At 62.0% G+C, this 25,238-nt stretch carries 23 protein-coding genes and 2 pseudogenes; 19 read left to right on the forward strand and 6 right to left on the reverse strand.

Translation table 11 applies throughout. The annotated features are described in order from the left end of the window. The first annotated feature begins 48 nt into the window (after positions 1-48). From ACE4QZ_RS25710 to ACE4QZ_RS25730, 5 genes are all read left to right on the forward strand, one after another. Positions 49-426 (forward strand): gamma-butyrobetaine hydroxylase-like domain-containing protein, encoded by a 378-nt coding sequence (locus ACE4QZ_RS25710; protein WP_003249306.1) that lies wholly within the window; start codon positions 49-51, stop codon positions 424-426. Positions 427-694: 268 nt separating this feature from the next. Continuing rightward, on the forward strand, positions 695-2,374 hold the full coding sequence (gene phaC, locus ACE4QZ_RS25715; RefSeq protein WP_021783747.1) for a class II poly(R)-hydroxyalkanoic acid synthase: 1,680 nt from the start codon (positions 695-697) through the stop codon (positions 2,372-2,374). 62 nt (positions 2,375-2,436) lie between these two features. Continuing rightward, positions 2,437-3,288: a poly(3-hydroxyalkanoate) depolymerase gene (phaZ, locus tag ACE4QZ_RS25720; RefSeq protein ID WP_021783746.1), complete on the forward strand. Its 852-nt coding sequence runs from the start codon at positions 2,437-2,439 to the stop codon at positions 3,286-3,288. Positions 3,289-3,336: 48 nt separating this feature from the next. Beyond that, positions 3,337-5,019 (forward strand): class II poly(R)-hydroxyalkanoic acid synthase, encoded by a 1,683-nt coding sequence (phaC, locus tag ACE4QZ_RS25725; protein ID WP_031322405.1) that lies wholly within the window; start codon positions 3,337-3,339, stop codon positions 5,017-5,019. Positions 5,020-5,031: 12 nt separating this feature from the next. Continuing rightward, entirely contained in the window at positions 5,032-5,646 is a 615-nt protein-coding gene (locus ACE4QZ_RS25730) for a TetR/AcrR family transcriptional regulator (RefSeq protein WP_021783744.1), read from the forward strand. A gap of 121 nt (positions 5,647-5,767) precedes the next feature. On the opposite strand, the gene ACE4QZ_RS25735 is transcribed toward ACE4QZ_RS25730, so the two are convergent. Then, positions 5,768-6,541 (reverse strand): phasin family protein, encoded by a 774-nt coding sequence (locus ACE4QZ_RS25735; RefSeq protein WP_084850233.1) that lies wholly within the window; start codon positions 6,539-6,541, stop codon positions 5,768-5,770. A 10-nt stretch (positions 6,542-6,551) separates the two neighbouring features. Next, positions 6,552-6,971, reverse strand: a complete 420-nt coding sequence (locus tag ACE4QZ_RS25740; RefSeq protein WP_014592667.1) for a phasin family protein — start codon at positions 6,969-6,971, stop codon at positions 6,552-6,554. A gap of 179 nt (positions 6,972-7,150) precedes the next feature. Between ACE4QZ_RS25740 and ACE4QZ_RS25745 the strand changes: the two genes are divergently transcribed. Further along, positions 7,151-11,911, forward strand: coding sequence for a DUF6543 domain-containing protein (locus ACE4QZ_RS25745; RefSeq protein ID WP_230849537.1), 4,761 nt, complete (start codon positions 7,151-7,153; stop codon positions 11,909-11,911). A gap of 18 nt (positions 11,912-11,929) precedes the next feature. On the opposite strand, the gene ACE4QZ_RS25750 is transcribed toward ACE4QZ_RS25745, so the two are convergent. Further along, positions 11,930-12,205 carry a polyhydroxyalkanoic acid system family protein gene (locus ACE4QZ_RS25750; protein ID WP_003249289.1) on the reverse strand — a complete coding sequence of 92 codons (276 nt, stop codon included), beginning with the start codon at positions 12,203-12,205 and terminating at the stop codon, positions 11,930-11,932. Positions 12,206-12,329: 124 nt separating this feature from the next. Here ACE4QZ_RS25750 and ubiE point away from each other — a divergent pair, with 124 nt between their 5' ends. From ubiE to ACE4QZ_RS25815, 13 genes and pseudogenes are all read left to right on the forward strand, one after another. Next, positions 12,330-13,100 carry a bifunctional demethylmenaquinone methyltransferase/2-methoxy-6-polyprenyl-1,4-benzoquinol methylase UbiE gene (ubiE, locus tag ACE4QZ_RS25755; protein WP_009682367.1) on the forward strand — a complete coding sequence of 257 codons (771 nt, stop codon included), beginning with the start codon at positions 12,330-12,332 and terminating at the stop codon, positions 13,098-13,100. After that, positions 13,100-13,723 (forward strand): SCP2 domain-containing protein, encoded by a 624-nt coding sequence (locus tag ACE4QZ_RS25760; RefSeq protein ID WP_021783741.1) that lies wholly within the window; start codon positions 13,100-13,102, stop codon positions 13,721-13,723. Before ubiE ends, ACE4QZ_RS25760 begins: the two co-directional genes overlap by 1 nt. Beyond that, entirely contained in the window at positions 13,720-15,342 is a 1,623-nt protein-coding gene (gene ubiB, locus ACE4QZ_RS25765; RefSeq protein WP_021783740.1) for a ubiquinone biosynthesis regulatory protein kinase UbiB, read from the forward strand. Before ACE4QZ_RS25760 ends, ubiB begins: the two co-directional genes overlap by 4 nt. Positions 15,343-15,414: 72 nt before the next feature. Continuing rightward, positions 15,415-15,807: a phosphoribosyl-AMP cyclohydrolase gene (gene hisI / locus ACE4QZ_RS25770; protein ID WP_021783739.1), complete on the forward strand. Its 393-nt coding sequence runs from the start codon at positions 15,415-15,417 to the stop codon at positions 15,805-15,807. Position 15,808: 1 nt separating this feature from the next. Then, on the forward strand, positions 15,809-16,144 hold the full coding sequence (locus ACE4QZ_RS25775) for a phosphoribosyl-ATP diphosphatase (RefSeq protein WP_003249283.1): 336 nt from the start codon (positions 15,809-15,811) through the stop codon (positions 16,142-16,144). A gap of 81 nt (positions 16,145-16,225) precedes the next feature. Continuing rightward, positions 16,226-16,498: a twin-arginine translocase TatA/TatE family subunit gene (locus ACE4QZ_RS25780; RefSeq protein WP_016489564.1), complete on the forward strand. Its 273-nt coding sequence runs from the start codon at positions 16,226-16,228 to the stop codon at positions 16,496-16,498. 3 nt (positions 16,499-16,501) lie between these two features. Next, positions 16,502-16,879, forward strand: a complete 378-nt coding sequence (gene tatB / locus ACE4QZ_RS25785) for a Sec-independent protein translocase protein TatB (RefSeq protein ID WP_010955576.1) — start codon at positions 16,502-16,504, stop codon at positions 16,877-16,879. Continuing rightward, positions 16,876-17,664, forward strand: a complete 789-nt coding sequence (gene tatC, locus ACE4QZ_RS25790; protein ID WP_028697516.1) for a twin-arginine translocase subunit TatC — start codon at positions 16,876-16,878, stop codon at positions 17,662-17,664. Before tatB ends, tatC begins: the two co-directional genes overlap by 4 nt. After that, on the forward strand, positions 17,661-18,368 hold the full coding sequence (locus tag ACE4QZ_RS25795) for a 16S rRNA (uracil(1498)-N(3))-methyltransferase (RefSeq protein WP_021783737.1): 708 nt from the start codon (positions 17,661-17,663) through the stop codon (positions 18,366-18,368). Before tatC ends, ACE4QZ_RS25795 begins: the two co-directional genes overlap by 4 nt. 218 nt (positions 18,369-18,586) lie before the next feature. Further along, a pseudogene (locus ACE4QZ_RS25800) lies at positions 18,587-19,483 on the forward strand (methyl-accepting chemotaxis protein); the annotation flags it as partial. Between the two features lie 198 nt (positions 19,484-19,681). Then, positions 19,682-20,386 carry a methyl-accepting chemotaxis protein gene (locus tag ACE4QZ_RS25805; protein ID WP_373939454.1) on the forward strand — a complete coding sequence of 235 codons (705 nt, stop codon included), beginning with the start codon at positions 19,682-19,684 and terminating at the stop codon, positions 20,384-20,386. Between the two features lie 202 nt (positions 20,387-20,588). Then, a pseudogene (locus ACE4QZ_RS25810) lies at positions 20,589-21,629 on the forward strand (methyl-accepting chemotaxis protein); the annotation flags it as partial. Between the two features lie 198 nt (positions 21,630-21,827). Then, complete coding sequence (locus tag ACE4QZ_RS25815; RefSeq protein WP_373604728.1) at positions 21,828-22,532, forward strand: methyl-accepting chemotaxis protein; 705 nt, start codon at positions 21,828-21,830, stop codon at positions 22,530-22,532. A 109-nt stretch (positions 22,533-22,641) separates the two neighbouring features. Here the strand turns inward: ACE4QZ_RS25815 and ACE4QZ_RS25820 are convergent, their stop codons facing one another. The 3 genes from ACE4QZ_RS25820 to ACE4QZ_RS25830 form a co-directional block, all read right to left on the reverse strand. Beyond that, positions 22,642-23,376: an amino acid ABC transporter ATP-binding protein gene (locus ACE4QZ_RS25820; protein WP_003249271.1), complete on the reverse strand. Its 735-nt coding sequence runs from the start codon at positions 23,374-23,376 to the stop codon at positions 22,642-22,644. Beyond that, positions 23,369-24,331 (reverse strand): amino acid ABC transporter permease, encoded by a 963-nt coding sequence (locus ACE4QZ_RS25825; RefSeq protein WP_021783734.1) that lies wholly within the window; start codon positions 24,329-24,331, stop codon positions 23,369-23,371. The genes ACE4QZ_RS25820 and ACE4QZ_RS25825 overlap by 8 nt, the downstream gene beginning before the upstream one ends. 79 nt (positions 24,332-24,410) lie before the next feature. Beyond that, positions 24,411-25,208: a transporter substrate-binding domain-containing protein gene (locus ACE4QZ_RS25830; RefSeq protein ID WP_033730273.1), complete on the reverse strand. Its 798-nt coding sequence runs from the start codon at positions 25,206-25,208 to the stop codon at positions 24,411-24,413. Positions 25,209-25,238: the final 30 nt, after the last annotated feature.

A 25,238-nucleotide genomic window follows, 5' to 3' on the forward strand; every position in this document is an offset into this window, starting at 1 on the left:
CCCATAAGCTGGAAGCTGTGCTTCATCAGCTCCCGAGAGATTCTGCCCATGGCCCGCCTGCCTACCGCCATCAACCTGCACAAAGCCTCCAAAACCCTCAGCCTCACCTACGCGCCCGGCGAGGTCTACCACCTGCCCGCCGAATTCCTGCGCGTGCACTCTCCCTCCGCCGAGGTCCAGGGCCACGGCAACCCCATCCTGCAGTTCGGCAAGATCAATGTCGGCCTCAGTGGCCTGGAACCTGCCGGCCAATATGCACTGAAACTGACCTTCGACGACGGTCATGACAGCGGCTTGTTCACCTGGGAATACCTTGAGCAACTGTGCCTGCGCCAGGAACAACTGTGGGCGGAATACCTCGACGAGTTGCACAAGGCCGGCAAATCCCGCGACCCAGCCGAATCTGTGGTCAAGCTCATGCTCTAGCGCAAGGCCTGCGGGGTTTAGAGCGCATTTTCTAAATTCATCTGTTTGAATGGCTTGCAGACAGCCCAGTGAAGGGCTGTCTTGCGCATTACACGAAAGTCGGGTAACCAATGGGTGTGGCAAGTTCCCTGCATCACTTTGCAGGTCGTCAGAACCCACGCAGCACCGCTGTTCCTTATCACTGGTCACCCGAGTAGCAGTACCGGGCTCAGGGCTGTGCACCCACCACAGCAACCGGTACTCGTCTCAGGACAACGGAGCGTCGTAGATGAGTAACAAGAACAACGATGAGCTGCAGCGGCAGGCCTCGGAAAACACCCTGGGGCTGAACCCGGTCATCGGCATCCGCCGCAAGGACCTGTTGAGCTCGGCACGCACCGTGCTGCGCCAGGCCGTGCGCCAACCGCTGCACAGCGCCAAACATGTGGCTCACTTTGGCCTGGAGCTGAAGAACGTGCTGCTGGGCAAATCCAGCCTGGCCCCGGAAAGCGACGACCGTCGCTTCAGTGACCCGGCCTGGAGCAACAACCCGCTGTACCGCCGCTACCTGCAAACCTATCTGGCCTGGCGCAAGGAGCTGCAGGACTGGGTCAGCAGCAGCGACCTGTCCCCCCAGGACATCAGCCGCGGCCAGTTCGTCATCAACCTGATGACCGAGGCCATGGCGCCGACCAATACCCTGTCCAACCCGGCTGCGGTCAAACGCTTCTTCGAAACCGGCGGCAAGAGCCTGCTCGATGGCCTGTCCAACCTGGCCAAGGACATGGTCAATAACGGCGGCATGCCTAGCCAGGTGAACATGGATGCCTTCGAAGTGGGCAAGAACCTGGGCACCAGCGAAGGCGCGGTGGTGTACCGCAACGATGTGCTGGAGCTGATCCAGTACAGCCCCATCACCGAGCAGGTGCACGCCCGCCCGCTGCTGGTGGTGCCACCGCAGATCAACAAGTTCTATGTGTTCGACCTCAGCCCGGAAAAGAGCCTGGCGCGCTTCTGCCTGCGCTCGCAGCAGCAGACCTTCATCATCAGCTGGCGCAACCCGACCAAGGCCCAGCGCGAGTGGGGCCTGTCCACCTACATCGATGCGCTGAAAGAAGCCGTCGACGCGGTGCTGGCGATTACCGGCAGCAAAGACTTGAACATGCTTGGCGCCTGCTCCGGCGGCATCACCTGTACCGCACTGGTGGGCCACTATGCCGCCATTGGTGAGAACAAGGTCAACGCCCTGACCCTGCTGGTCAGCGTGCTGGACACCACCATGGACAACCAGGTCGCATTGTTTGTCGACGAGCAGACCTTGGAGGCAGCCAAGCGCCACTCCTATCAGGCGGGCGTGCTGGAAGGCAGCGAAATGGCCAAGGTGTTCGCCTGGATGCGCCCCAACGACCTGATCTGGAATTACTGGGTAAACAACTACCTGCTCGGCAATGAGCCCCCCGTATTCGACATCCTGTTCTGGAACAACGACACCACGCGCCTGCCGGCCGCCTTCCACGGCGACCTGATCGAAATGTTCAAGACCAACCCGCTGACCCGCCCCGACGCCCTGGAAGTGTGCGGCACCGCGATCGACCTGAAACAGGTCAAATGTGACATCTACAGCCTCGCCGGCACCAACGACCACATCACCCCATGGCCGTCATGCTACCGCTCGGCACATCTGTTCGGCGGCAAGATCGAATTCGTACTGTCCAACAGCGGGCATATCCAGAGCATCCTCAACCCGCCGGGTAACCCGAAGGCACGCTTCATGACCGGTGCCGACCGCCCGGGCGACCCGGTGGCCTGGCAGGAAAACGCCATCAAGCATGCAGACTCCTGGTGGTTGCACTGGCAGAGTTGGCTGGGCGAGCGTGCCGGCGCGCTGAAAAAGGCACCGACCCGCCTGGGCAACCGTGCGTATGCCGCCGGTGAAGCCTCCCCAGGCACCTACGTTCACGAGCGTTGAGTTACAGCGCCGTGGCGGCCTGCAAGGCGCCACGGTGTTTACTTCACCCAAGAGTCACGTGCATGCCGCAACCCTATATTTTCAGGACCGTCGAGCTGGACAACCAGTCCATCCGTACCGCTGTTCGCCCCGGCAAGCCGCACCTGACGCCGTTGCTGATCTTCAACGGCATCGGCGCCAACCTCGAGCTGGTGTTTCCGTTCATCGAAGCACTTGATCCGGACCTGGAAGTCATCGCCTTCGATGTGCCCGGGGTCGGCGGCTCGTCCACACCGCGCCACCCGTATCGCTTCCCTGGGCTGGCCAAGCTGACCGCGCGGATGCTCGACTACCTCGACTACGGCCAGGTCAACGTAATCGGCGTGTCCTGGGGCGGCGCCCTGGCCCAGCAGTTCGCTCACGATTACCCCGAGCGCTGCAAGAAGCTGGTGCTGGCCGCAACCGCTGCCGGCGCGGTCATGGTGCCAGGCAAGCCCAAGGTGCTGTGGATGATGGCCAGCCCCCGGCGTTACGTGCAGCCGTCGCATGTCATCCGCATTGCACCGATGATCTATGGCGGCGGCTTCCGACGTGACCCAGACCTGGCCATGCACCATGCCGCCAAAGTGCGCTCCGGCGGCAAACTGGGCTACTACTGGCAGCTGTTCGCCGGGCTCGGCTGGACCAGCATCCACTGGCTGCACAAGATCCAGCAGCCCACCCTGGTACTGGCCGGCGACGACGACCCGCTGATCCCGCTGATCAACATGCGCCTGCTAGCCTGGCGGATTCCCAATGCCCAGCTACACATTATCGACGACGGCCATCTGTTCCTGATCACCCGGGCAGAAGCCGTCGCTCCGATCATCATGAAGTTCCTGCAGGAAGAACGTCAGCGTGCGGTCATGCATCCCCGTCCGGCCTCGGGGGGGTGAAACAGCTGCGGCCTGACAGGGAAATGGATTAGACGAGGGAGTGTTGCCATGAAAGACAAACCGGCCAAAGGATCGACAACGCTCCCCGCCACCCGCATGAACGTGCAGAACGCCATCCTCGGCCTTCGCGGCCGCGACCTGCTTTCCACGCTACGCAACGTCGGCCGCCACGGCCTGCGCCACCCGCTGCATGCCGCGCACCATCTGCTGGCGCTTGGCGGGCAGTTGGGGCGGGTAATGCTGGGGGACACGCCCTACCAGCCGAACCCGCGTGACGCACGCTTCAGTGACCCGACCTGGAGCCAGAACCCGTTCTACCGCCGCGGCCTGCAGGCCTATCTGGCCTGGCAGAAGCAGACACGCCAGTGGATCGATGAAAGCCACTTGAACGACGATGATCGAGCCCGCGCCCATTTTCTGTTCAACCTGATCAACGATGCGCTGGCGCCCAGCAACTCACTGCTCAATCCGCTGGCGGTCAAGGAGCTGTTCAACACTGGCGGCCAGAGCCTGGTGCGCGGCGTGGCCCACCTGCTCGACGACCTGCGTCACAACGATGGGCTGCCGCGTCAGGTGGACGAGCGCGCCTTTGAAGTGGGCGTTAACCTGGCCGCAACCCCTGGCGCAGTGGTATTTCGCAACGAACTGCTGGAGCTGATCCAGTACTCGCCGATGAGCGAAAAGCAGCACGCACGCCCACTGCTGGTCGTGCCGCCTCAGATCAACAAGTTCTACATCTTCGACCTCAGCGCTACCAACAGCTTTGTCCAGTACATGCTCAAAAGCGGCTTGCAGGTGTTCATGGTCAGTTGGCGCAACCCCGACCCACGCCACCGTGAATGGGGCCTTTCCAGCTACGTGCAAGCCTTGGAGGAAGCGCTCAATGCCTGCCGCAGTATCAGCGGCAACCGCGACCCCAACCTGATGGGCGCCTGTGCCGGCGGCCTGACCATGGCCGCACTGCAAGGCCACCTGCAAGCCAAGAAGCAATTGCGCCGGGTGCGCAGTGCCACCTATCTGGTCAGCTTGCTGGACAGCAAGTTCGAAAGCCCGGCTAGCCTGTTCGCCGATGAGCAAACCATCGAAGCGGCCAAGCGACGCTCTTATCAGCGTGGCGTGCTGGACGGTGGCGAAGTGGCGCGGATCTTTGCCTGGATGCGGCCCAACGACCTGATCTGGAACTACTGGGTCAACAACTACCTGCTCGGCAAGACACCGCCGGCGTTCGACATCCTGTACTGGAATGCCGACAGCACGCGCCTACCCGCCGCGCTACATGGCGACCTGCTGGAGTTTTTCAAGCTCAATCCCTTGACCTACGCGTCAGGGCTGGAGGTGTGCGGTACGCCGATCGACCTGCAGCAGGTCAATATCGACAGCTTTACCGTGGCCGGCAGCAACGACCACATCACGCCATGGGATGCGGTGTACCGCTCGGCGTTGCTGCTGGGTGGCGAGCGGCGCTTTGTGCTGGCCAACAGCGGGCATATCCAGAGCATCATCAACCCGCCAGGCAACCCCAAGGCCTACTACCTGGCCAACCCCAAGCTGAGCAACGACCCGCGCGCCTGGTTCCACGATGCCAAGCGCAGCGAAGGCAGCTGGTGGCCGTTGTGGCTGGAGTGGATCACCGCCCGCTCCGGCCTGCTCAAGGCGCCGCGCACTGAACTGGGCAACGCCACTTACCCACCGCTAGGCCCCGCGCCAGGCACCTACGTGCTGACCCGATGAGCTGCTGACTGGATGAAAACCCGCGACCGTATCCTTGAATGCGCCCTGCAGCTGTTCAACCAGCAGGGCGAACCCAACGTATCCACCCTGGAAATTGCCAACGAACTCGGCATCAGCCCAGGCAACCTGTACTACCACTTCCATGGCAAGGAGCCGGTGGTACTGGGCTTGTTCGAGCGTTTTGAAGAAGCGTTGATGCCGCTGCTGGACCCGCCACTGGAGGTGCGTCTGGACGCAGAGGATTACTGGCTGTTTCTGCACTTGATCGTCGAGCGCATGGCTCAGTACCGCTTCCTGTTCCAGGACTTGTCCAACCTGACCGGGCGCCTGCCCAAGCTCGCCCGAGGCATGCGCAGCCTGATCAATGCGATCAAACGCACGCTGGCGGCGCTGTTGGCCAGCCTCAAGAGCCAGGGGCTGGTAGAGAGTGATACCCAGGCGCTGGGTCAACTGGTGGAGCAGATCACCCTGACGCTGATGTTCTCGCTGGATTATCAGCGTGTGCTGGGGCGCGAGGGGGATGTGGGGATCGTGGTGTATCAGGTGATGATGCTGGTGGCGCCGCATCTGCAGGCCCAGGCACGGGCGGCGGCGGAGCAACTGGCAGTGAAGTACCTGGAGGGGTAGGCCGAGCAGATCCGTGGTGGGGCCTTCGCGGGCATGCCCGCTCCCACAGGGTCTGCGCTGATGTTCGGATCTGCGCTGTACCTGTGGGAGCGGGCGAGCCCGCGAAGAAAGCGACGCGGTATCAGATCAGGGTACCGGTGCCAGTCGGTGCCGACGGCGTGCTGCTGGCCGGGGTAGCGGCAGGTGCCGGTGCTGTGGTCGCAGCAGGCGCAGCGCTGGCAGCTGGTGCTGCTGGTTTGGCCGCTGCCGGTTTGGCTGGAGCTTTCTTCACCGCAGGTTTCTTGGCTGCCGCAGGTTTGGCCGCTGCAGGCTTGGCTGCAGGTTTTGCCGCTGCGGTTTTGGCTGCGGGTTTTGCCGCTGCGGTTTTAGCAGCAGGTTTGGCCGCCGCCGTTTTCGCCGCAGGCTTGGCTGCTGCTTTGGCCAGTGGCTTGGCCGCAGCCTTGCTCGCAGCCGGCTTGGTTGCTGCAGTGCGCGACGAAATCGGCGTAACCGAAGCACCGGTCAGCTTCTCGATCTGCTTGGTCAGGCTGTCCACCTGCTGGTGCAGTGCCTTGATCTCGTTGCGGCTCGGCACACCAAGGCGCGAGATGGCGCTGTTAAGGCGCTTGTCGAAGGCTTCTTCAAGTTCGCTCCACTTGCCCAGCGCACGGTCCTTCACGCCCGACACCCGCGAAGTGGTCGAAGACTTGGCAGTCTCGGCAACATCTTCAGCCGTCTTTTTCGCCTGTTTCTCGGCCTTCTCGCCATCCTTTACCAGCGAGTCGAACAGCTTCGGGCCGTCCTGGTCGATCTTCGAATAGATACCCAGCCCAGCCAGCCAGATCTTGCGGGAGTATTTCTCGATCCCGCCGACCCAGGAGCTGCCTTCTTTTTCGGTGTTCTTCTTGCCAGCCATCCTGCTCTCCTTATGGTTTGTGCGCGACACGCTCAAGCAGCTCATGCAACTGTTCAAGCTTGATCGACAACGCCTCAACGTCATGTTTAGACGGAATACCCAGGCGATTCAAGGCGCGACCGACCCGTGCGTCGAAAGCTTTTTCGATCTTGTCGAGTTGAATTTCTACCTTGCCGCGTACGCGGCTCACTTCTTCACCGACTTCGTCAAGCTGGTGGTTGGCGGCATCGAGTTCTTTGTCGATGCGCTTTTTGCCGCGAGTCTCGACACCTTCACCCGCCCTGACCAGCTCCTTGAAGTAGTCAGAGCCTTCCTGACCAACGCGGGCATAGGCGCCGATACCGGCCAGCCAGATCTTGCGCGCATAGCCGCGCACCTCGCCAAGCGTGCCCAGGGCTTCGTCTTTTTTCTTCACAATCACTTTGGCCATGCTGTGTACCTCATGCTCATGAGTGGTGGAAAACCGCCCACGGAGGCTGGGCTTGAACATAAGGTAGGGAAGAAAATTAGAAACCTCACCCTAAGGTCTTCGTTGTCGCATCTATATACCGCAAGCCCCTTCGCCCATAGCGCTAGCGTCGCAAGCTTCACCTCACGGACATCGACGCCATGACTGTTGTAGCAAACCCACCCAGGCTGACGTTCAAGCAAAGCGTGGCAGCCTGTTTCTCCAAACGACCCAGCCTGCGGGACGTTTTATCAAAGGACGCATTCCAGACTTTCAGCGACCGGTATCCATGGTTGCACCGCAACCATCCTCATATCACATCGCTCGACCCTTTCGTCATCCTGCATGCACCGGCCAGCACAGATGATCTGCCACGTCAGAGCGGGCTGCTGGACGAGCTTCTCCGGCATTTCCTGACCAAGGAACGTGTGCAACTGGGCGCCTCAGACAAGCTGAGCATCAGCCCTCCCCATGTGTTTAAAATTCAGGAGCAAGGCCAGGACAACATTCGCCAACCCGAAATCATGCCGGACCTGACGAAGCTCAGCGATGACTTCGATACCGTGCTTGGTGCGTTGATACCGGCCTTCCAGCAAGCCCAGATCGGCTTCTGGAACGGGCTCGACGAAGACAGCCAAGTCTCGCGCATGCTCTGGCTTGAGCACACCATCAAGGCTGCATTGCTCGAGAACCTCCCTCGCCAAGGCCTTGAAGATGATGAAAAAGCAACAATGTACGCCCTGCTCGACGGGGTATACGACAGCCTGGCTGTCGAGGCGATACAAGTCACGCTCGGAACGGATGGCGGGGCACACACCGTTACCCTACCGGATCTGTTGCTCATCACCACAAGCGGCACCCGCAGCCTGGTTCTGCAATGCAAGCCCTGCGGTTCGGTTCATCGCCATGTCGACCTGCCCAGCTTTGCCACCGCGCTGCAACGGCAGCTAGCGCAACGTTATCGCTTCGAAACGTTGTCCTGGGCACACACGCCAGTAATCGGACGCCCTTTCGCCTTCCAGGTCAGGCAACTGCTGAACGATATCCTGGACGACATCGGCCGCCTGCGTATTGGCGGCCTGACAACCGTCGACGAACTGGAGCGACAACTGCGCCAGGTGAGCGACCCGTCAGCTTACTTCCTCAACCTGCCATCGCAGGAGCAAGCTGCACCCTCCGTCAGCCCGCCGCGATGGCTGCTCAATGCCAGCGCTGAGGACCGCTACGCCTACCACACTGCACTGCTCGATCTGGCGGCGAGCCAAGGTCGGTCGAAGGGCTGCACATCCCTGGGCGATGTCGAGGATATCCGTGATTACGCCGCTCGCCGCTTGCGTGAGACCCTGCAGACCAGCTACCCAGACAAGGCGGTACACGACCCGAACAAGGTGCACATCCGCATTTCCCAGGCCATCATCGGCGCCGCTACACAAGGGCAGTCACTGTTCTTGTACTCGGTGCCCCTGACCGACTTGGCAGTTTCACGCCTGCGGCTGGAGGCTGGCGAGGTGATGAGCGGGATGAACTTCGAGGACGGCTCGCCTGTGACCGACTGGCTGAGCATCGACCAGATCAGGGGCCTGATTCATCAGGTCGACATCGGCGGTCACTACCCCTCCTACCTGAAGGACCAAGTCAACACCCAGCCGCGCAGGGCCGAGCGAATCCGCCAGCATGCCAGGGAATGGCGTTACGCCCTTCGGTTCAGCACGCTGAAGGCCAAGATCGAGCGACAGCTTGGCGAAGCGGCAAGCCAGGCAATGCTCAGGTTCTGCCAGGGCATGGACAATGGCGTGGACCTTCTGCGCATCGCCCCCCTGGCGTTCCTTTGCGCGCCTGGCGCTTCGGCAAGCGATGTGGCGCACGGGATGTTCATCATCGAAATACCGGCAAGCGGCAGCTGGGTCTTGTACCGCCCATTCTATGCCGACAGGGCGTTGCAGGAATTTCCGAACCTCGAATTGCTGATGGACGCAATCCGCAGCAGGGGCGAACTGCAAGAGAGCGTACTGGCCTGGCTTGAGGATGACGCGCGTCCGACTTACCAGAACGACGGGTTCAAGCACCCGCACCTGCACCCGAACATGACCAAGCTGACGCACCTGCTCAATGTGCCGGTCGAGCTGCTGGACCACCTTTTGCAACGCCTCAGACGCCCGGTCCAGGCCTCGTTCCAGGCCTGGACGGAAGATCTGGACACTCATCTGTTCAACGCCCGTATCGAGACCATGTTATTGGCCTCAGCCAGCAACAGCGTCTCCAATGCCCAGGAAGTGCGGGCTTTGGTGAAGGAGGCTGCGTGGGCGATCTTCAATACCGTCACCCAACTTTGGCATGGCCCGATGACCACCCTGGTGTGGCTGGTGGTGGCGCTGTCGGCAGTCAAGGAAGACGTCGAGGCGCTGATCAAGCGCAGCGGTGACGACAAGATCGTCGCAGCCATAGACCTGGTCACCAACCTGGCCTTGCTCCTTGCCCACCGCCCTGCAACGCCACCTGCCAACAGCGAAGAGCCCGCCAGGCTACGCTTTTCAGGCCCTGCGCCGAAGGAAGAGACCCCGCCCCCAGCGCTCGAGCAGCCACAGGAGAAACCGTGGCAGCCCCCCGTCGAGGCGCCACGGCCCACGCTCGTGCGTGTAGATGGCTGGCATGACGGGCAGCGCCTGAGCAACCTGTCGGTACAGGAGCGCCAGTCACTGGCCCAACTGCAAGCCTCGCAGCCACTCGAAGGGCACGCGCCACTGACAAGGGGCCGTTTGCGTGGGTTGTACAATATTGCCGGCCGTTACTACGCCAAGTTGGGCGATGGCGCCTATGAGGTCATCGAGACGTGGAACGGCATGCAGATCATCGGCCCCGAGCCGAGCAGCAGCGAGTGGGTGTCCCAATGGAATGGCGCCCCGGACGGCTACCATATCGTTGGCCGTGAACGCCAAAAAGGCCCCTGGCTGACGCGCTGGAATGGCCAATGGACCGTGAATCTGAACCTCTCTGGCGGCATGCCAAGGAACAGGCAATCCATCAACGCTGAAAACCGCCAGCGGTTCGACACCTTGAGTACAACCGCCACGGCGAACCAACAAGCGCTGAACCAGATGGCGCCACTTATGGAACGCAGCCAAGTGCAACTGCAGGCTTATGACGACCTCGCGCTGGAGTACAGCCTGGCTGTCGATGCTCTGCCTGCACAGGAGCGCGCTTCACCGCCGCCAGCATTGCAACTTCAGAGGCAGGCACTCAAAGCCCAGCGCCTGCGCCACTTGCCAGAGATCAGGGCATCCGCGCTCTACCTGGAACGGCAGAGCACGCTGTTGCATGGGAACATCGAAGTGTTCAAGGAGATGGCCGAACCACGGTTCAGCAAATTCGACACCCGAGCCCCGAGCCGACGCCGATACGGCAATTGGTACGGCGCAGCCATCGAAAACGACATGCTGCTGTGCCGACGCTTGCTGGAGCAGGTCGACCACCAGGCACTGAGCGCACAGGCCACCGGGCTGCCCCGCGTTCCAGAGACTGCCGAGCAGATACAGCAATACCTCGACTATCGCGAGCGGGTACGCGATTCCTGCCAAGCCAGCCGCCGCCTGCTTGTCGTCAGCCAGCGGCTGGACCGGATCCTGGCGGAAACACTGCAGGACCCCAAGATCGATTTTGCCAATAAAGCCACGAAACTCGCTCAGACCATCCGACGCAGAACGTATTCGACATTGGTCATTCGGGCCCAGCTGCTCAGTGACCTGGCCTACCTCGCCGTGGACAAGAGCCGCCTCTCTGCGGACACGGCCGAGGATTTGCTTGCGATGCGCGCGCCGCTCAGCGGCATCGAATTCAGCAGCACGGTATGGAGCCACGACGGGCTGGCAGCCACCGAAGAGACGGCCCAGGTCAAAGCCGAACTGCTTGAGGATATCCTTCAGAAATACCGTACCGTGCTGGACCGCGCCCAATACATGAAAACGCTGGACTCGCCTGCGCTGGTCGCTGACGTACTGGACGAATACATACGCGAACTGTCCACGATTGCCCAGATCACAGAGCAGCAACTGAGCGCGACCTTGACCAACCTCGACAGCGGCATCAGCCCCCCCTCGCCAACGCCATATCATCGGCCCGCGACGATCAAACGCCGGGTCATCCGTGTTGACCGAGGTCGACCGCTACTGGTGGAAATAGACCAAATGGGCAACCGTGCTATCCAGCGCAGTGCATTCAACCAGGAGCCTGCGGGCAGCTTCACGCAACGCGACGGGGTGTGGCATGCCGTGCCTGAGCAAGCGCGGCCGGCCCCGCGCGACCGGGCACAGCTTCGCCAGCGAGCAAACCGCTTGCTGGCAGAGGTGGATGGAAAAATCGCGTTCGCCGCTCACTATGCCGATGAGCCCAACAGCCTGAGCGACTTCCTGGAATGGCCGGCCGGTGACATGCGCGAAGTTCAGCAGCAACTGACCGAGCTGAACAACCCACTGGATTCCAGCTTGGTCGACCTCCTTAGGGCAGCGGTAGACCGCATCCATCGCGAAAGGCTTCGACTGCTCACCGACGCGTATCTGAACACCCGCCATCCCGACGGCAAGGCCCTTCGCTTCCTGGCTGAGCAGAAGCGGATTCGGGTCAGGCAGACCGTGATTCGCCGGCAGCTACGTCACGCCAATGATTACCTCGACGTCTACGAGATTCGCGATGTGCAAGCGCCACAGCGGTTACTGTGGGAGGCGCACTTTCATTATCCCAGCCTCGAAGCGAGAGGGCATGACTTCGTCAAGGGCCACCTCAAATTCTGGGATGCAGGCGTAAGGGGCCGAAAGGCCATGCTCGAGCAGGCCGCAGACGCACGCGAGCGCATCGCGATCTACCGCGGCGATCTGCGCCTGGAGCAGGTGATTGGCATCATTCCTTTCCCGGCGGACGCGCCACAGTAGCCAGACAGCGGCGCCGGCTCAGGCCAGGGCCTTGTCCAGCGCCCGCTCGATCTCGCCTTTGATGGTGCCGCTCATCATCGACAGCATCATGCCCAGCTTCAATTCGACGCGGATGCTGTCGTCGCCAATGTGCACACTGCCATTGGCGCCACTGCGCGCAACGTCCACACGGTCACCGTTCCAGGTGGCCTTGAGGTCGTACTCGCGGCTGAGCTTGTCGACCAGCGCTTCGGCCTTGGCGCGGGCGGCATCACGGCCGAGGGAGTGTTTGCGTTCGACGCTGATCTGGGTCATGCGGACGTTCCTGAAGATGTAGACATAATGCGCATTATGCCCGCCCCTGCCCGCTGGCACACCCCGCCAAGACAAATCCGCCCGTTCGCCCTAGAATGGCGGTAATTTTTTCCGGTGAAGCGATATGAACGACCAGCGCAAAGGCGACCACGCCGAACCCACCACCCATTTCGGCTATCAGGACGTGCCTGAAAGCCAGAAGGCGAAGAAAGTCGCCGAAGTGTTCCACTCGGTGGCAGCCAAGTACGACCTGATGAACGACGTGCTTTCCGGCGGCATGCACCGCCTGTGGAAGCGCTTTACCATCGAGCTGTCAGGCGTGCGCAGCGGCAACCGCGTGCTGGACATCGCCGGCGGTACCGGTGACCTGGCGGCCAAGTTCTCGCGTCTTGTCGGGCCGACCGGGCAGGTGGTGCTGGCCGACATCAACGATTCGATGCTCAAGGTAGGCCGTGACCGCCTGCTTGACCGCGGCGTGGCCGGCAATATCGAGTTCGTCCAGGCCGATGCTGAAAAGCTGCCGTTCCCGGACAACCACTTCGACTGCGTGACCATTGCTTTCGGCCTGCGCAACGTCACCCACAAGGACGCCGCCATCCGTTCGATGCTGCGCGTGCTCAAGCCCGGTGGCCGTCTGTTGATCCTGGAGTTCTCCAAGCCGACCAACAAGCTGATGTCCAAGGCCTACGACGCCTACTCGTTCGCTTTCATGCCGCTGGCTGGCAAGCTGATCACCAATGACTCCGAGAGCTACCGTTACCTCGCCGAGTCGATCCGCATGCACCCTGACCAGGAAACCCTGAAGAGCATGATGGTCGAGGCCGGTTTCGACCGCGTCACCTATCACAACATGACCAGCGGCATCGTTGCCGTGCACCGGGGAATCAAACCCTGATGTTGCTGGCCGGGCTGCTCGCCAGCGTCGAACATGGCCTGAACCGCGTCCTGCGCATGGACAGCACGGCCCTGCCGCGGCTGGCCGCGCTGGAAGGCAAAGTCATCGAAATCGACTGCCGCCAACCGGCCCTGCAGCTGTTCATCTTGCCCGACGAAGAAGGCCTGATGCTCGCCGCCCACTGGCAGGGTGAGGTCGACTGCAGCCTGCGCGCCCCCGCCGGTAGCCTGGCGCAACTGGCCCTGGCCAAGGACAAGACCGCCGTGCTGCACAGCCCGCAAGTCGAGCTGCACGGCGACAGCGCCGTACTGCTTGACCTGTTCGGCGTGCTGCAGGACCTGGAACTGGACTGGGAGCACGAGTTGCAACGCTGGCTTGGCCCGGTCGCCACAGCAATGCTGGCCGGCCATATCCGCCTGCGCGCTCGCTGGACTCGCCAAGGTCTGGCACGTTTCAGCCAGAACCTGTCCGAATACCTGGCCGAGGAATCCCGCACCCTGGTCGGCAAGCGCGAGGCCGAAGCCGCCTTCAGCGAACTCGATGCCTTGAAACTTGATACAGAACGCCTCGAAGCGCGCCTCAGGCGCCTGTCCCGATCCCTTGATACCAGCGATAACGCATGAAGCTGCTCGCCGTCCGACGTCTTTTTCGCATCCAGCGTGTGGTGATCCGCTACCGCCTCGATGACCTGCTGTTCGACCAACCCTTGCTGCCCTGGTGGCTGGCCAGCCTGCGCCTGTTGATGCCGTGGCGCTGGCTGCCACGCAAGCCCACCGAGCTTAGCCGTGGCGCGCGCCTGCGCCTGGCACTGCAGGACCTGGGGCCGATCTTCATCAAGTTCGGCCAGTTGCTGTCCACCCGCCGCGACCTGCTGCCCCCGGACATCGCCGACGAACTGATGCGGTTGCAGGACCGTGTGCCCCCCTTCGACCCGAAAAAAGCCGTGGCCTTGATCGAGGAACAGCTCGGTGCCAAGGTCGGCGAGGTGTTCAGCCGCTTCGACGTCGAGCCACTGGCCTCGGCCTCGGTGGCCCAGGTGCACGCCGCACGCCTGAAAACCGGCGAAGAGGTGGTGGTCAAGGTGGTGCGTCCGGGCCTGAAACCGGTCATCGCCCAAGACCTGGCCTGGCTGTTCCTGATCGCCAAGGCCGCCGAACGCGCCTCGGCGGATGCCCGTCGCCTGCACCCGGTGGAAATCGTCGGCGACTACGAAAAAACCATCTACGACGAGCTCGACCTGCTGCGCGAGGCTGCCAACGCCAGCCAGCTGCGGCGCAACTTCGAAGGCTCCGAGCTGATGTACGTGCCCCAGGTGTACTGGGACCTGTGCCGCCCCAAAGTGTTGGTGATGGAACGCATCTACGGCGTACCGGTGACCGATATGGCCACCTTGGCCGACCAGCGCACCGACATGAAGCTGCTGGCCGAGCGCGGCGTGGAAGTGTTCTTCACCCAGGTGTTCCGCGACAGCTTCTTCCATGCCGACATGCACCCCGGCAACATCTTCGTCAGCACGGTCAAGCCGTGGAGCCCGCAGTACATTGCCATCGACTGCGGCATCGTCGGCAGCCTCACCGCCGAGGACCAGGACTACCTGGCGCGCAACCTGTTTGCCTTCTTCAAGCGTGACTACCGCCGCGTCGCCCAGTTGCACATCGACTCGGGCTGGGTGCCGGCAAACACCAAGGTGAACGAGTTCGAAGCCGCGATTCGCACGGTGTGCGAGCCGATCTTCGAAAAACCGTTAAAAGATATTTCCTTCGGCCAGGTGCTGATGCGCCTGTTCCAGACCGCACGGCGCTTCAACATGGAAGTGCAGCCACAGCTGGTATTGCTGCAGAAAACCCTGCTCAACATCGAAGGCCTGGGCCGTCAGCTGTACCCCGACCTGGACCTGTGGAGCACCGCCAAGCCGTACCTCGAACGCTGGATGCGCGACCGCTATAGCCCCAAGGCCGTATTCGGCAACCTGCACAGCCAGGTAGAGCAATTGCCGCACCTGGCCGGCATGACCCGCGACCTGCTCGAACGCCTGTCGCAGCCTCACCTGCACGATCCACAATTGCCGGAGCGGCGCCGCCAGGGCGACCGCTGGGCGCTGCGCCTGCTGGGCGCCGGCCTGCTTGGCGGTGGCGCAGTCTTGGCCGCAGGCGCTGCCGAAACCGCCAGCCTGGCCGCCCCGGCCGCCTGGCCCGCCTGGCTGATGCTGGCTGCAGGCCTTTACCTGATCGTGCGCCAATAGCCAGCCGCGCCTGTGGCTGGCACACTAGCGCAAAGGGCCCGGCACAGGAGCGGGCCCGCTTTGGAGTCGACGATGAAAGACTGGCTGGACGAGATCAAGTGGAACAGCGATGGCCTGGTACCGGCAATCGCTCAGGACCACAAGACCGGACGTGTGCTGATGATGGCCTGGATGAACCGTGAATCGCTGGCCCTGACCGCCGCCGAGCAGCGTGCCATCTACTGGTCGCGTTCGCGTGGCAAGCTGTGGCGTAAAGGCGAGGAGTCCGGGCACGTGCAAAAACTGCATGAGCTGCGCCTGGACTGCGACGCCGACGTGATCATCCTGATGGTCGAGCAACTGGGCCATATCGCCTGCCATACCGGTCGTGAAAGCTGCTTCTACCGCGTCTATGAAGACGGCCAGTGGAAAATCGTCGACCCGGTCCTGAAGGACCCGGATGCCATCTACAACGCAGGACACTGACATGAGCGACACCCTCAACCGCCTGGCCGAAGTGCTTGAAGAACGCAAGCAAGCGGCGCCTGACAGCTCCTACGTGGCCAGCCTGTACCACAAGGGCCTGAACAAGATCCTTGAAAAGCTCGGCGAAGAGTCGGTCGAAACGATCATTGCTGCCAAGGATGCCCAAATCAGCAAGGATTACAGCGATGTCATCTACGAAACCGCCGACCTGTGGTTTCATAGCCTGGTGATGCTCAGTGCGCTGGGCCAGCATCCACAAGCCGTGCTGGATGAACTGGAACGCCGCTTCGGCTTGTCCGGGCATGATGAGAAGGCCGCACGCCAGCCATCTGCCTGACGTTTTATTGGGGGCGCCCGCTCCCACAGGCACCGGGTTGCCGGATCGATATGCTGTACACACAATTTTCAGGAGTACGAAATGGGTATCTTTGACTGGAAACACTGGATCGTCCTGCTGGTGGTCGTGGTTCTGGTGTTCGGCACCAAGAAACTGAAGAACTTCGGCAGCGACCTGGGCGAATCGATCAAGGGCTTCCGCAAGGCCATGAACGAAGAAGAGACCAAACCGGCCGAGCAGACTCCGCCGCCTGCCCAACCGGTGCCACCGGTGCAAAACACCGCGCAGCCGCAACAAGGCCACACCATCGAGGGCCAGGCCCAACCGGTCCAAGAGCCGCAGCGGAAAGACTGATCCATGTTCGGCATGAGTTTCAGCGAGCTGCTGCTTGTCGGCCTGGTTGCCCTGCTGGTGCTCGGCCCTGAGCGCCTGCCGGGTGCCGCGCGCACGGCAGGCCTGTGGATCGGGCGGCTCAAGCGCAGCTTCAACAGCATCAAGATGGAAGTGGAGCGCGAAATTGGCGCCGACGACATCCGCCGCCAGCTGCATAACGAGCACATCCTGCAGATGGAAGAGGAAGCCAAGCGCATCCTCAACCCCATGACGCCACCCGCGCAGCCGCCGGTCACCACGGCCAGCGTGCAGCCACCTGCCGGGCTCGAAGCCAAGCCGGTCGAAGCACCCGCTGCCCCGGCCGCACCGTCTGAACCGCCTCAACCGCCGCGAGCCCCATGAGCGAGAATCCGGAACACGACCAGCCAATGCCGCTGGTTTCACACCTGACCGAACTGCGCACCCGCCTGCTGCGCTGCGTTGCCGTCATTTTCCTGATCTTTGCCGGGCTGTTCTCCTTCGCCCAGCAGATCTACACACTGGTTTCCGCGCCACTGCGCGAGCACTTGCCGGCCAATGCAACGATGATCGCCACCGATGTGGCCTCGCCGTTCCTCACGCCGTTCAAGCTGACCATGATAGTGGCGCTGTTCCTGGCCATCCCGTTCATCCTCCAGCAGATCTGGGGCTTTATCGCGCCAGGGCTATACCGCCATGAAAAGCGCATCGCCATTCCACTGTTGGTGTCGAGCATCTTCCTGTTCTATGCCGGCATGGCCTTCGCCTATTTCCTGGTATTCCCGCTGATCTTCGGTTTCTTCGCCAGTGCCACGCCAGAAGGCGTTTCGATGATGACCGACATCGCAAGCTACCTCGACTTCGTGATGACGCTGTTCTTCGCCTTCGGCGTAGCCTTCGAAATCCCGGTGGCGGTGGTGCTGCTGGTGTGGATCGGCGTGGTCGACGTGAAGTACCTGAAAAAGGCCCGCCCCTATGTGATCATCGGCTGCTTCGTGGTCGGCATGGTCCTCACCCCACCGGACATCTTCTCCCAGACCCTGCTGGCCGTGCCCATGTGGCTGCTGTTCGAGATCGGCGTGCTGTGCGGCAGCCTGATCCGCAAGCGCAGCGCCCACGACGAAACCGCCGACGACCATAACGACCAGCCACCTGCGACCCAACCGTGAACCTGTTGCTTCTTGAAGAGGCCGACTTCGTTTCGGCCAACCGCGTCGTTCTTGCTGATCGGCGCTTCACCCATATGCAGGAAATCCACCGCGTGGCGGTGGGTGACAACCTGCGCGTGGGCCGTATCAATGGCCTGATGGGCAAGGCCACGGTGCTGCGCCTGGAAAAACACGAAGCCGAGCTGGCAGTGGCCTTCGACCAGCAGCCACCGGCCAAGCTGCCGCTGACCCTGGTGCTGGCGGTGCCTCGGCCCAAAATGCTGCGACGGCTGTTTCAGACCGTGGCCACACTGGGTGTACCGCGGCTGATCCTGCTGAACAGCTACAAGGTCGAGAAAAGCTTCTGGCAAACGCCCTTCCTGCAGCCCGACACCATTCGCGAGAACCTGATCCTGGGCCTGGAACAAGCGCGCGACACCGTGCTGCCCGAGGTTATCATCGAAAAGCGCTTCAAGCCTTTTGTCGAAGACCGCCTGCCCACCATCGCCGCCGGCACCCTGGGCCTGGTCGGCCACCCCGGCCCTTACCCAGCCTGTCCCCGCGCCGTAGAACAAGCCGTTACCCTGGCCATCGGCCCCGAGGGCGGCTGGATCCCCTACGAAATCGACCTGCTGGGCAAGGCAGGCCTGGCGCCGGTGCAGCTGGGTGATCGCATCTTGCGGGTGGAGACTGCCGTCACTGCGCTACTTTCGCGCATTTTCTGACACAAACACCCCTTTTTTGCCCATCAAGTTTCCCTCTCCCGGGCCGATGGCCTTGGCAACAAAACAATTATTTGTGCTGCCAAGCCGCCGGGGAGTCGAACATGTATCAATGGTTAGCCCAATCGCTGGGCAATGTGAGCGTCAATCGCAAACTGGGGCTGGGTTTCGGCCTGGTGCTACTGTTGACCTTGGCTATTACCCTGGTCGGCTGGCACGGCATGGACAGCATCATCGACCGTGGCGACAAACTGGGAAACATTTCTGTCGTCCAGCAATACACCCAGGAGCTGCGCATCGCCCGCCAGCTCTACGATCGCCGCCGCGACGACGCTTCGCTGGCAGAGCTGGAAAAAGCCCTGGGCAACCTCGACCGCCAAGTGCAACTGATGCTTGGCCAGATCGAACAGCCTGCCGACCGCCAGCGCCTTGAACAGCAGCGCGAGGCAGTGCGCATCTACCAGCAGGCATTCAACGAGCTGAAGCAGGCCGAACAACGCCGCGAAGCAAGCCGTGATGTACTGGGTAGCAGCGCCGATAAAGTCGTTGAATTGATTGGCCGAGTACAACGTAGCCTGCTGCAAGGTGCAGACATCAATCAGTACCAGCACGCGGTGGACGTCAGCGCATTGCTGCAACAAGCGCGTTTCCAGGTGCGTGGCTACACCTACAGCGGCAATGCCGATTTCCAGCAAACGGCACTGAAGGCCATCGACCAGGCCTTGGCCGAGCTGCGCGCACTGCCGGCCAAAGTGCCAGCCGAACATGCTGCCAACCTGGATGATGCCGCCACGGCCATGGGCGGCTACCGCGATGCCGTGACCCAGTTCGGTGATGCCCTGCGTGCCAGTGAACAAGCGCTGCAAAGCATGGCTGAACAAGGCACGGTACTGCTGCAGGCCAGCCAGACGATGACCACCTCGCAAACCGAGGTGCGCAATGCTGCTGCCGCGCAGGCCAAAACACTGCTCACAGTCGCCACCGTGCTGGCACTGGCCCTTGGCCTGCTGGCCGCCTGGGCCATTACCCGGCAGATCATCATCCCTCTGCGCCAGACCCTGCACGCCGCAGAACGCGTGGCCAGCGGAGACCTGACCCAAAGCCTGCAGGTGCAACGCCGCGACGAACTGGGCCAATTGCAAGCCAGCATGCATCGCATGACCCAAGGCTTGCGTGAACTGATCGGCGGCATTGGCGACGGCGTCACGCAGATTGCCAGCGCTGCCGAGGAGCTGTCGGCGGTGACAGAACAGACCAGCGCCGGGGTCAACAACCAGAAGGTCGAAACCGACCAGGTGGCGACGGCCATGAACCAGATGACAGCCACCGTGCACGATGTGGCACGCAATGCCGAACAGGCTTCGGAAGCCGCCCTGATGGCCGACCAGCAGGCCCGCGAGGGCGATCGCGTGGTGGGCGAGGCGGTGGCACAGATCGAGCGTCTGGCAAGCGAAGTGGTCAACTCCAGCGAAGCGATGAACCTGCTCAAGACCGAAAGCGACAAGATCGGCAGCGTACTCGACGTGATCAAATCGGTGGCCCAGCAAACCAACCTGTTGGCCCTCAACGCGGCAATCGAAGCGGCCCGCGCCGGTGAGGCCGGGCGTGGCTTTGCCGTGGTTGCCGACGAAGTGCGTAGCTTGGCCCAACGCACACAGCAGTCGACCGAAGAGATCGAAGAGTTGATTGCCGGCCTGCAAAGCGGCACCCAACGGGTGGCCAGCGTGATGGACAACAGCCGCCAACTGACCGACAGCAGCGTCGAGCTGACCCGCCGCGCCGGCAGCTCGTTGGAAACCATCACCCGCACGGTGTCGTCGATTCAGGCGATGAACCAGCAGATTGCCACGGCGGCCGAGGAGCAGACGGCGGTGGCCGAGGAGATCAACCGCAGCGTGATGAATGTGCGTGATATTTCCGACCAGACCTCGGCGGCGAGTGAGGAGACCGCCAGCTCCAGCGTGGAACTGGCGCGGTTGGGTACCCACTTGCAAGGGTTGGTTGGGCGGTTCAGGCTCTGATCTGAACTAGCGGTCGCCCGGTCGGGCCTCTTCGCGGTTTTACCCGCGAGGAGGCGGCACCGGACGAACTGTTTCCTACTTCTAGCGGCGAAATTTCCTACCTGATTATCAGGTCAAGTCCTACAACTCCGCTGCCGATGGGCAGAGATGTGATGCCAGCCATGCGCCTGCATCCTTTCTCTCACTCGCTCGGAGATTCCCCATGCTTGGCTCCCTCAACCGCAAGCTCGGCAACATCAGTGTCGCCGCCAAGCTGGCCCTCGGCTTCGCCGTGGTCCTGCTGCTCACCCTGGCCACCACCATCAGCGGCTGGCGTGCCCTGGATGGTGCCATCGTGCGCTCACAGCAACTCAGTGAAATAGGCCTGATCAACGACCTGACAAAAGACCTGCGCGCGGAACGCATCACCTACCGCGTGCTCAACGACGATGCCAGCAGAGCGCGCATCAGCAACATCCTCGACCAGCTCAATAGCATGCTGACCACCCTGCAGCAACGCAGCAACGTCGATGAGTCACGGCAGTTGCTGACAGAAAAAATGGCATTGTTACAGAGCCTGCGCGACAACTTCAGCGAACTGCAGCGCAGCGTCGCCAGCCGTGTAGCCCTGCGCGAAGCCCTGCAGTCGCAGGAGCAAGCACTCAGCGTGGCGATTGACGAACTGCAGACCCAGGCCTTGCTGAAAATGCCTGACGACAGTCAGCAAAGTGGTGTGCTGGGCCTGATGGACACCCTCAGCCGGCATGTCGAAGGTGCCAACCAGCAAAGCCTGGTTCCAGCCTACACCTTCGTCCCGGTCGAGGATTTTGCCAAAGTCGGTGATAACGCCCTGGACGCCGCCGACAGTAGCCTTGCGCAACTGCTTGAAGGCCTTGCACCGTTGGGCTTGCCACGTGCCATCAGTGAGCAACCCGGTGTCGAGCTGAGCAAGTACCGCACCAGCCTGGATCAGTACCGCCGCGCCGCCGTACGTGTCGAGCAGTTGCAGAACAACATGGAAAACATGGGCAACGAGCTGCGAACGGTTAGCCTCGAACTGGGCAAACGCAAGGTCGAACAACGCGACAGTGAGGCCCTGGCCGCTCGGTCGCTGCTGACCAGTGTGGCACTGCTGGCAATGGTGGTAGGGGCGCTGGCCGCCTGGCTGATCACCTTGCAGATCACCCAGCCACTGCGCCAGACACTGGCTGTGGCTGCCCGCATCGCCAAGGGTGACCTGAGCCAGGTCGACACCGTGCAACGTCGCGACGAAATGGGCCAGTTGCAAACCAGCATGCGCGAAATGACCTTGAGCCTGCGCGAGCTGATCGGTGGAATTGATCAGGGTGTCGGCCAGCTTTCACAGGCCGCCACGCAGTTGGCGGCCTGTAGCGAAGACACCAAGTTGCGCATCAATCAGCAGCGCGAGGAAACCGACCAGGTGGCCACTGCCATGAACCAGATGAGCGCCACCGTGCAGGAAGTGGCACAGAACGCCGAACAAGCCTCGCTGGCCGCGACCAACGCAGACCAGCAGGCACAGGTGGGTGACCAGGTAGTAGCCGAAGCCATCGGCCGTATCGAACAACTGGCCGGGCAGATGGACCATTGCCTGGCGGCCATGCAGCACTTGGCAGGCGAGAGCCAGCGGATTGGCAGCATCCTGGATGTGATCAAGTCGGTCTCCGAACAGACCAACCTGCTGGCGCTGAACGCGGCGATCGAAGCGGCACGGGCCGGTGAAGCCGGGCGTGGCTTTGCCGTGGTGGCCGATGAGGTGCGCGGCCTGGCCCAGCGCACGTCGACGGCGACCGAGGAGATCGGCCAACTGATCGACAGCCTGCACAACGGTACCGACGAAGTGACCCGTTTGCTGGACAGCAGCAAGAGCCTGACCGAACAGAGCGTAGAGCTGAGCCGCAGGGCCGGGCACGCGCTGAGCCAGATCACCGACACGGTGTCGAGCATTCAGGGCATGAACCAGCAGATCGCCACCGCCAGTGAAGAGCAGAGCGTGGTGGCCGAGCAGATCAACCGAAGCGTAATCAATGTGCGGGATGTTTCGGATCAGACCAGTGCCGCCAGTGAGCAGACGGCAGCCTCGAGTGGAGAGCTGGAGCATCTGGGGCAACAATTGCGGGGGATGGTGGGGAGGTTCAGCATCTGACATCACGTCGCCCTCTTCGCGGGCAAGCCCGCGCCCACAGGTACAGCACCCCCTTCAAGGCAGTGGTGGACATGCAGGGCCGAGCTTGCCCGCGAAGAACCCGGCGCGGTTACAGCACCTGGCGCAGGAATGCCTGCGCACGCGGGTCTTTCGGCGCAGCGAAGAACGCCGCCGGGGCCGAATCTTCCAGCAGTTTGCCGTGATCGAAGAACAGCACGCGGTCGGCCACTTCACGGGCAAAGCCCATTTCGTGGGTGACGCAAACCATGGTCATACCTTCCTGGGCCAGGGTCTTCATCACGTCCAGCACCTCACCGACCATTTCCGGGTCGAGCGCTGAGGTCGGCTCGTCGAACAGCATCACTTTCGGGTCCATGGCCAGGGCCCGGGCAATCGCTACCCGCTGCTGCTGACCGCCGGAAAGCCGGGACGGGAATTCGTTGGCCTTCTGCGCAATACCGACCTTTTCCAGCAACGCCCGGGCCTTGGCCTCGCGGTCAGCCTTGTTGCGCTTGCGCACCACCTTCTGCGCCAGGCACAGGTTTTCCAGCACGGTCATGTGCGGAAACAGGTTGAAATGCTGAAACACCATGCCGACTTCGCGGCGATAGGCATTGATGTCGGTCTTAGGGTCGGCCAGTTGCAGGCCATCGATGGCCACATGGCCTTGGTCGAAATGCTCCAGGCCGTTGAGGCAGCGCAGGAACGTCGACTTGCCCGACCCCGATGGCCCGAGCACCACCACCACTTCGCCCTTGGCGACCTGAGTGGTGACGTTATCCACAGCCCTTACCACCTGACCACGGGTGTCGAAGACTTTCAGCAGGTCACGGACTTCAATCACTTTGCGCAAGCCTCCGCTCGAGCCGGCTGGCAATGTGCGACAGCGGCAGGTTGATCAGCAGGTACAGGCCTGCTACGCAGAACCAGATCTCGAAGGTTGAGAACGAGGTGGTGATGGCCTCACGGCCACTCTTGGTCAGTTCGGTGATGGCGATCACCGACACCAGCGAGGTGTCCTTGACCAGGCTGATGAACTGGCCGGCCAGGGGCGGCAGCACGCGCTTGAACGCCTGCGGCAGAATCACATGGCGCATCGACTGGCCAGCGTTCAGGCCCAGCGACCGGGCAGCCTCGTTCTGGCCCTTGGCGATCGACTGCACGCCAGCACGGACGATTTCAGCCACGTAAGCACCGGTGAACAATGCCAGTGCCGCCACCCCGGCAAACTCGCGGGACAGGTTGAGCACGGTGCCGATGAAGAAGTAGAAGATGAAGATCTGTACCAGCAGCGGCGTACCGCGCACCAGTTCGACATAGACGGTCGACAGGTCGCGCAGGGTCGGGTTGTTGGACAACCGGCACAATCCGGCGAACAGGCCGATCACCAGGCCCAACGCCCCGGACACCACCGAGATCCACAAAGTGGTCCACAGGCCCCAGGCCAGCGGGCCAGCGGCCCAGTGACGGGTTACGCCAATCTGGTCGCCTTCGGCAACATCGTCGCCGCGGCTCAGTTGCAGGCTGTCCTTGGCCACATCGAGCACTTGCTCGGCACCACTTTCGTCCTTCAGCGTGACGCGGGCGTTGTCACCGGAGATGACGATTTCCTGCACAGTGCCGTAGCCGGCAGCGCGTTGTACGTCCTCGGCCTTGTAGGCGAAGTACTGCGGTACGCGGTTCCAGCGCCACTCGTAGGAAATCATCGAGGTGGCCATGTAAAGGCTGAGCGCCAGGCCCACCAGGACCAGGGCGGTCAACCCATGCCATGGCCACTGGGCTTTCTTGTGTTTGATCACGTGGGGTACTTCCGTAAATGCGAACGCGCAGGGTTTGCCTGCGCGTCGGGGTCATAAAGCCGGGCTTGTGGCCTGGGCCTTATTCCATTTCCTTCAGCCAGTCCTTGTTCTTGAACCACTTGTCGTGAATACGATCGTAGGTCCCGTCGTGCTTGATCTGGTGCAGGAAGTTGTTGATGAAGTTGATGCTGTCGTAGTCGCCTTTCTTCAGGCCGAAGGCCAGCGGCTCGTAGGTGAAGGGCTCGTCGAGGAACAGCAGCTTGCCGGCGCCGGCTTTATCTACCGCCACCACGTTGTACGGCGCGTCATAGACAAAGGCGTCAGCCTTGCCGTTGACCACGTCCATGACCGCTTCCTGTTCGTTGTCGTAGCCGTGGTACTTGGCTTTGCTGATCAGCTTCCTGGCGACCATTTCACCCGTGGTGCCCAACTTGGAAGTGAGGCGGTACTTCTCGTTGTTCAGGTCTTTGTACGACTTGATCTCGCCAGCCAGTTCCTTGCGGATCAGCAGGGTCTGACCAACCACGATGAAGGGTTCGCTGAAGTTCAGACGCAGGTTGCGCTCCTGGGTCAGGGTCATGCCGCTGCCGATCATGTCGAACTTGTCGGTCAGCAGGGCCGGGATGATGCCGTCATAGGCGGTGGACACAGCCTCGAACTTGACGCCCATGGACTTGGCCATGGCCTTGAGGATATCGACTTCGAAGCCGATGATTTCGCCACGTTTGTTGGTCATCTGGAACGGCATGTAAGTCGGGTCCATGCCCACCCGCAGGGTGCCGCGCTTGACCGCGTCATCGATGGCGCCCGCCTGGGCCGCAGTCACGGCGACCAGGGCGGTCACACCGACCAGCAGTCGCGAAAGGTATTTCTTGATCATCACCAAGTCCCCTAGCAATAAAAGTAG

The organism is Pseudomonas sp. DCA-1, from assembly GCF_046523955.1.
GTDB classification, from domain to species: domain Bacteria; phylum Pseudomonadota; class Gammaproteobacteria; order Pseudomonadales; family Pseudomonadaceae; genus Aquipseudomonas; species Aquipseudomonas putida_Y.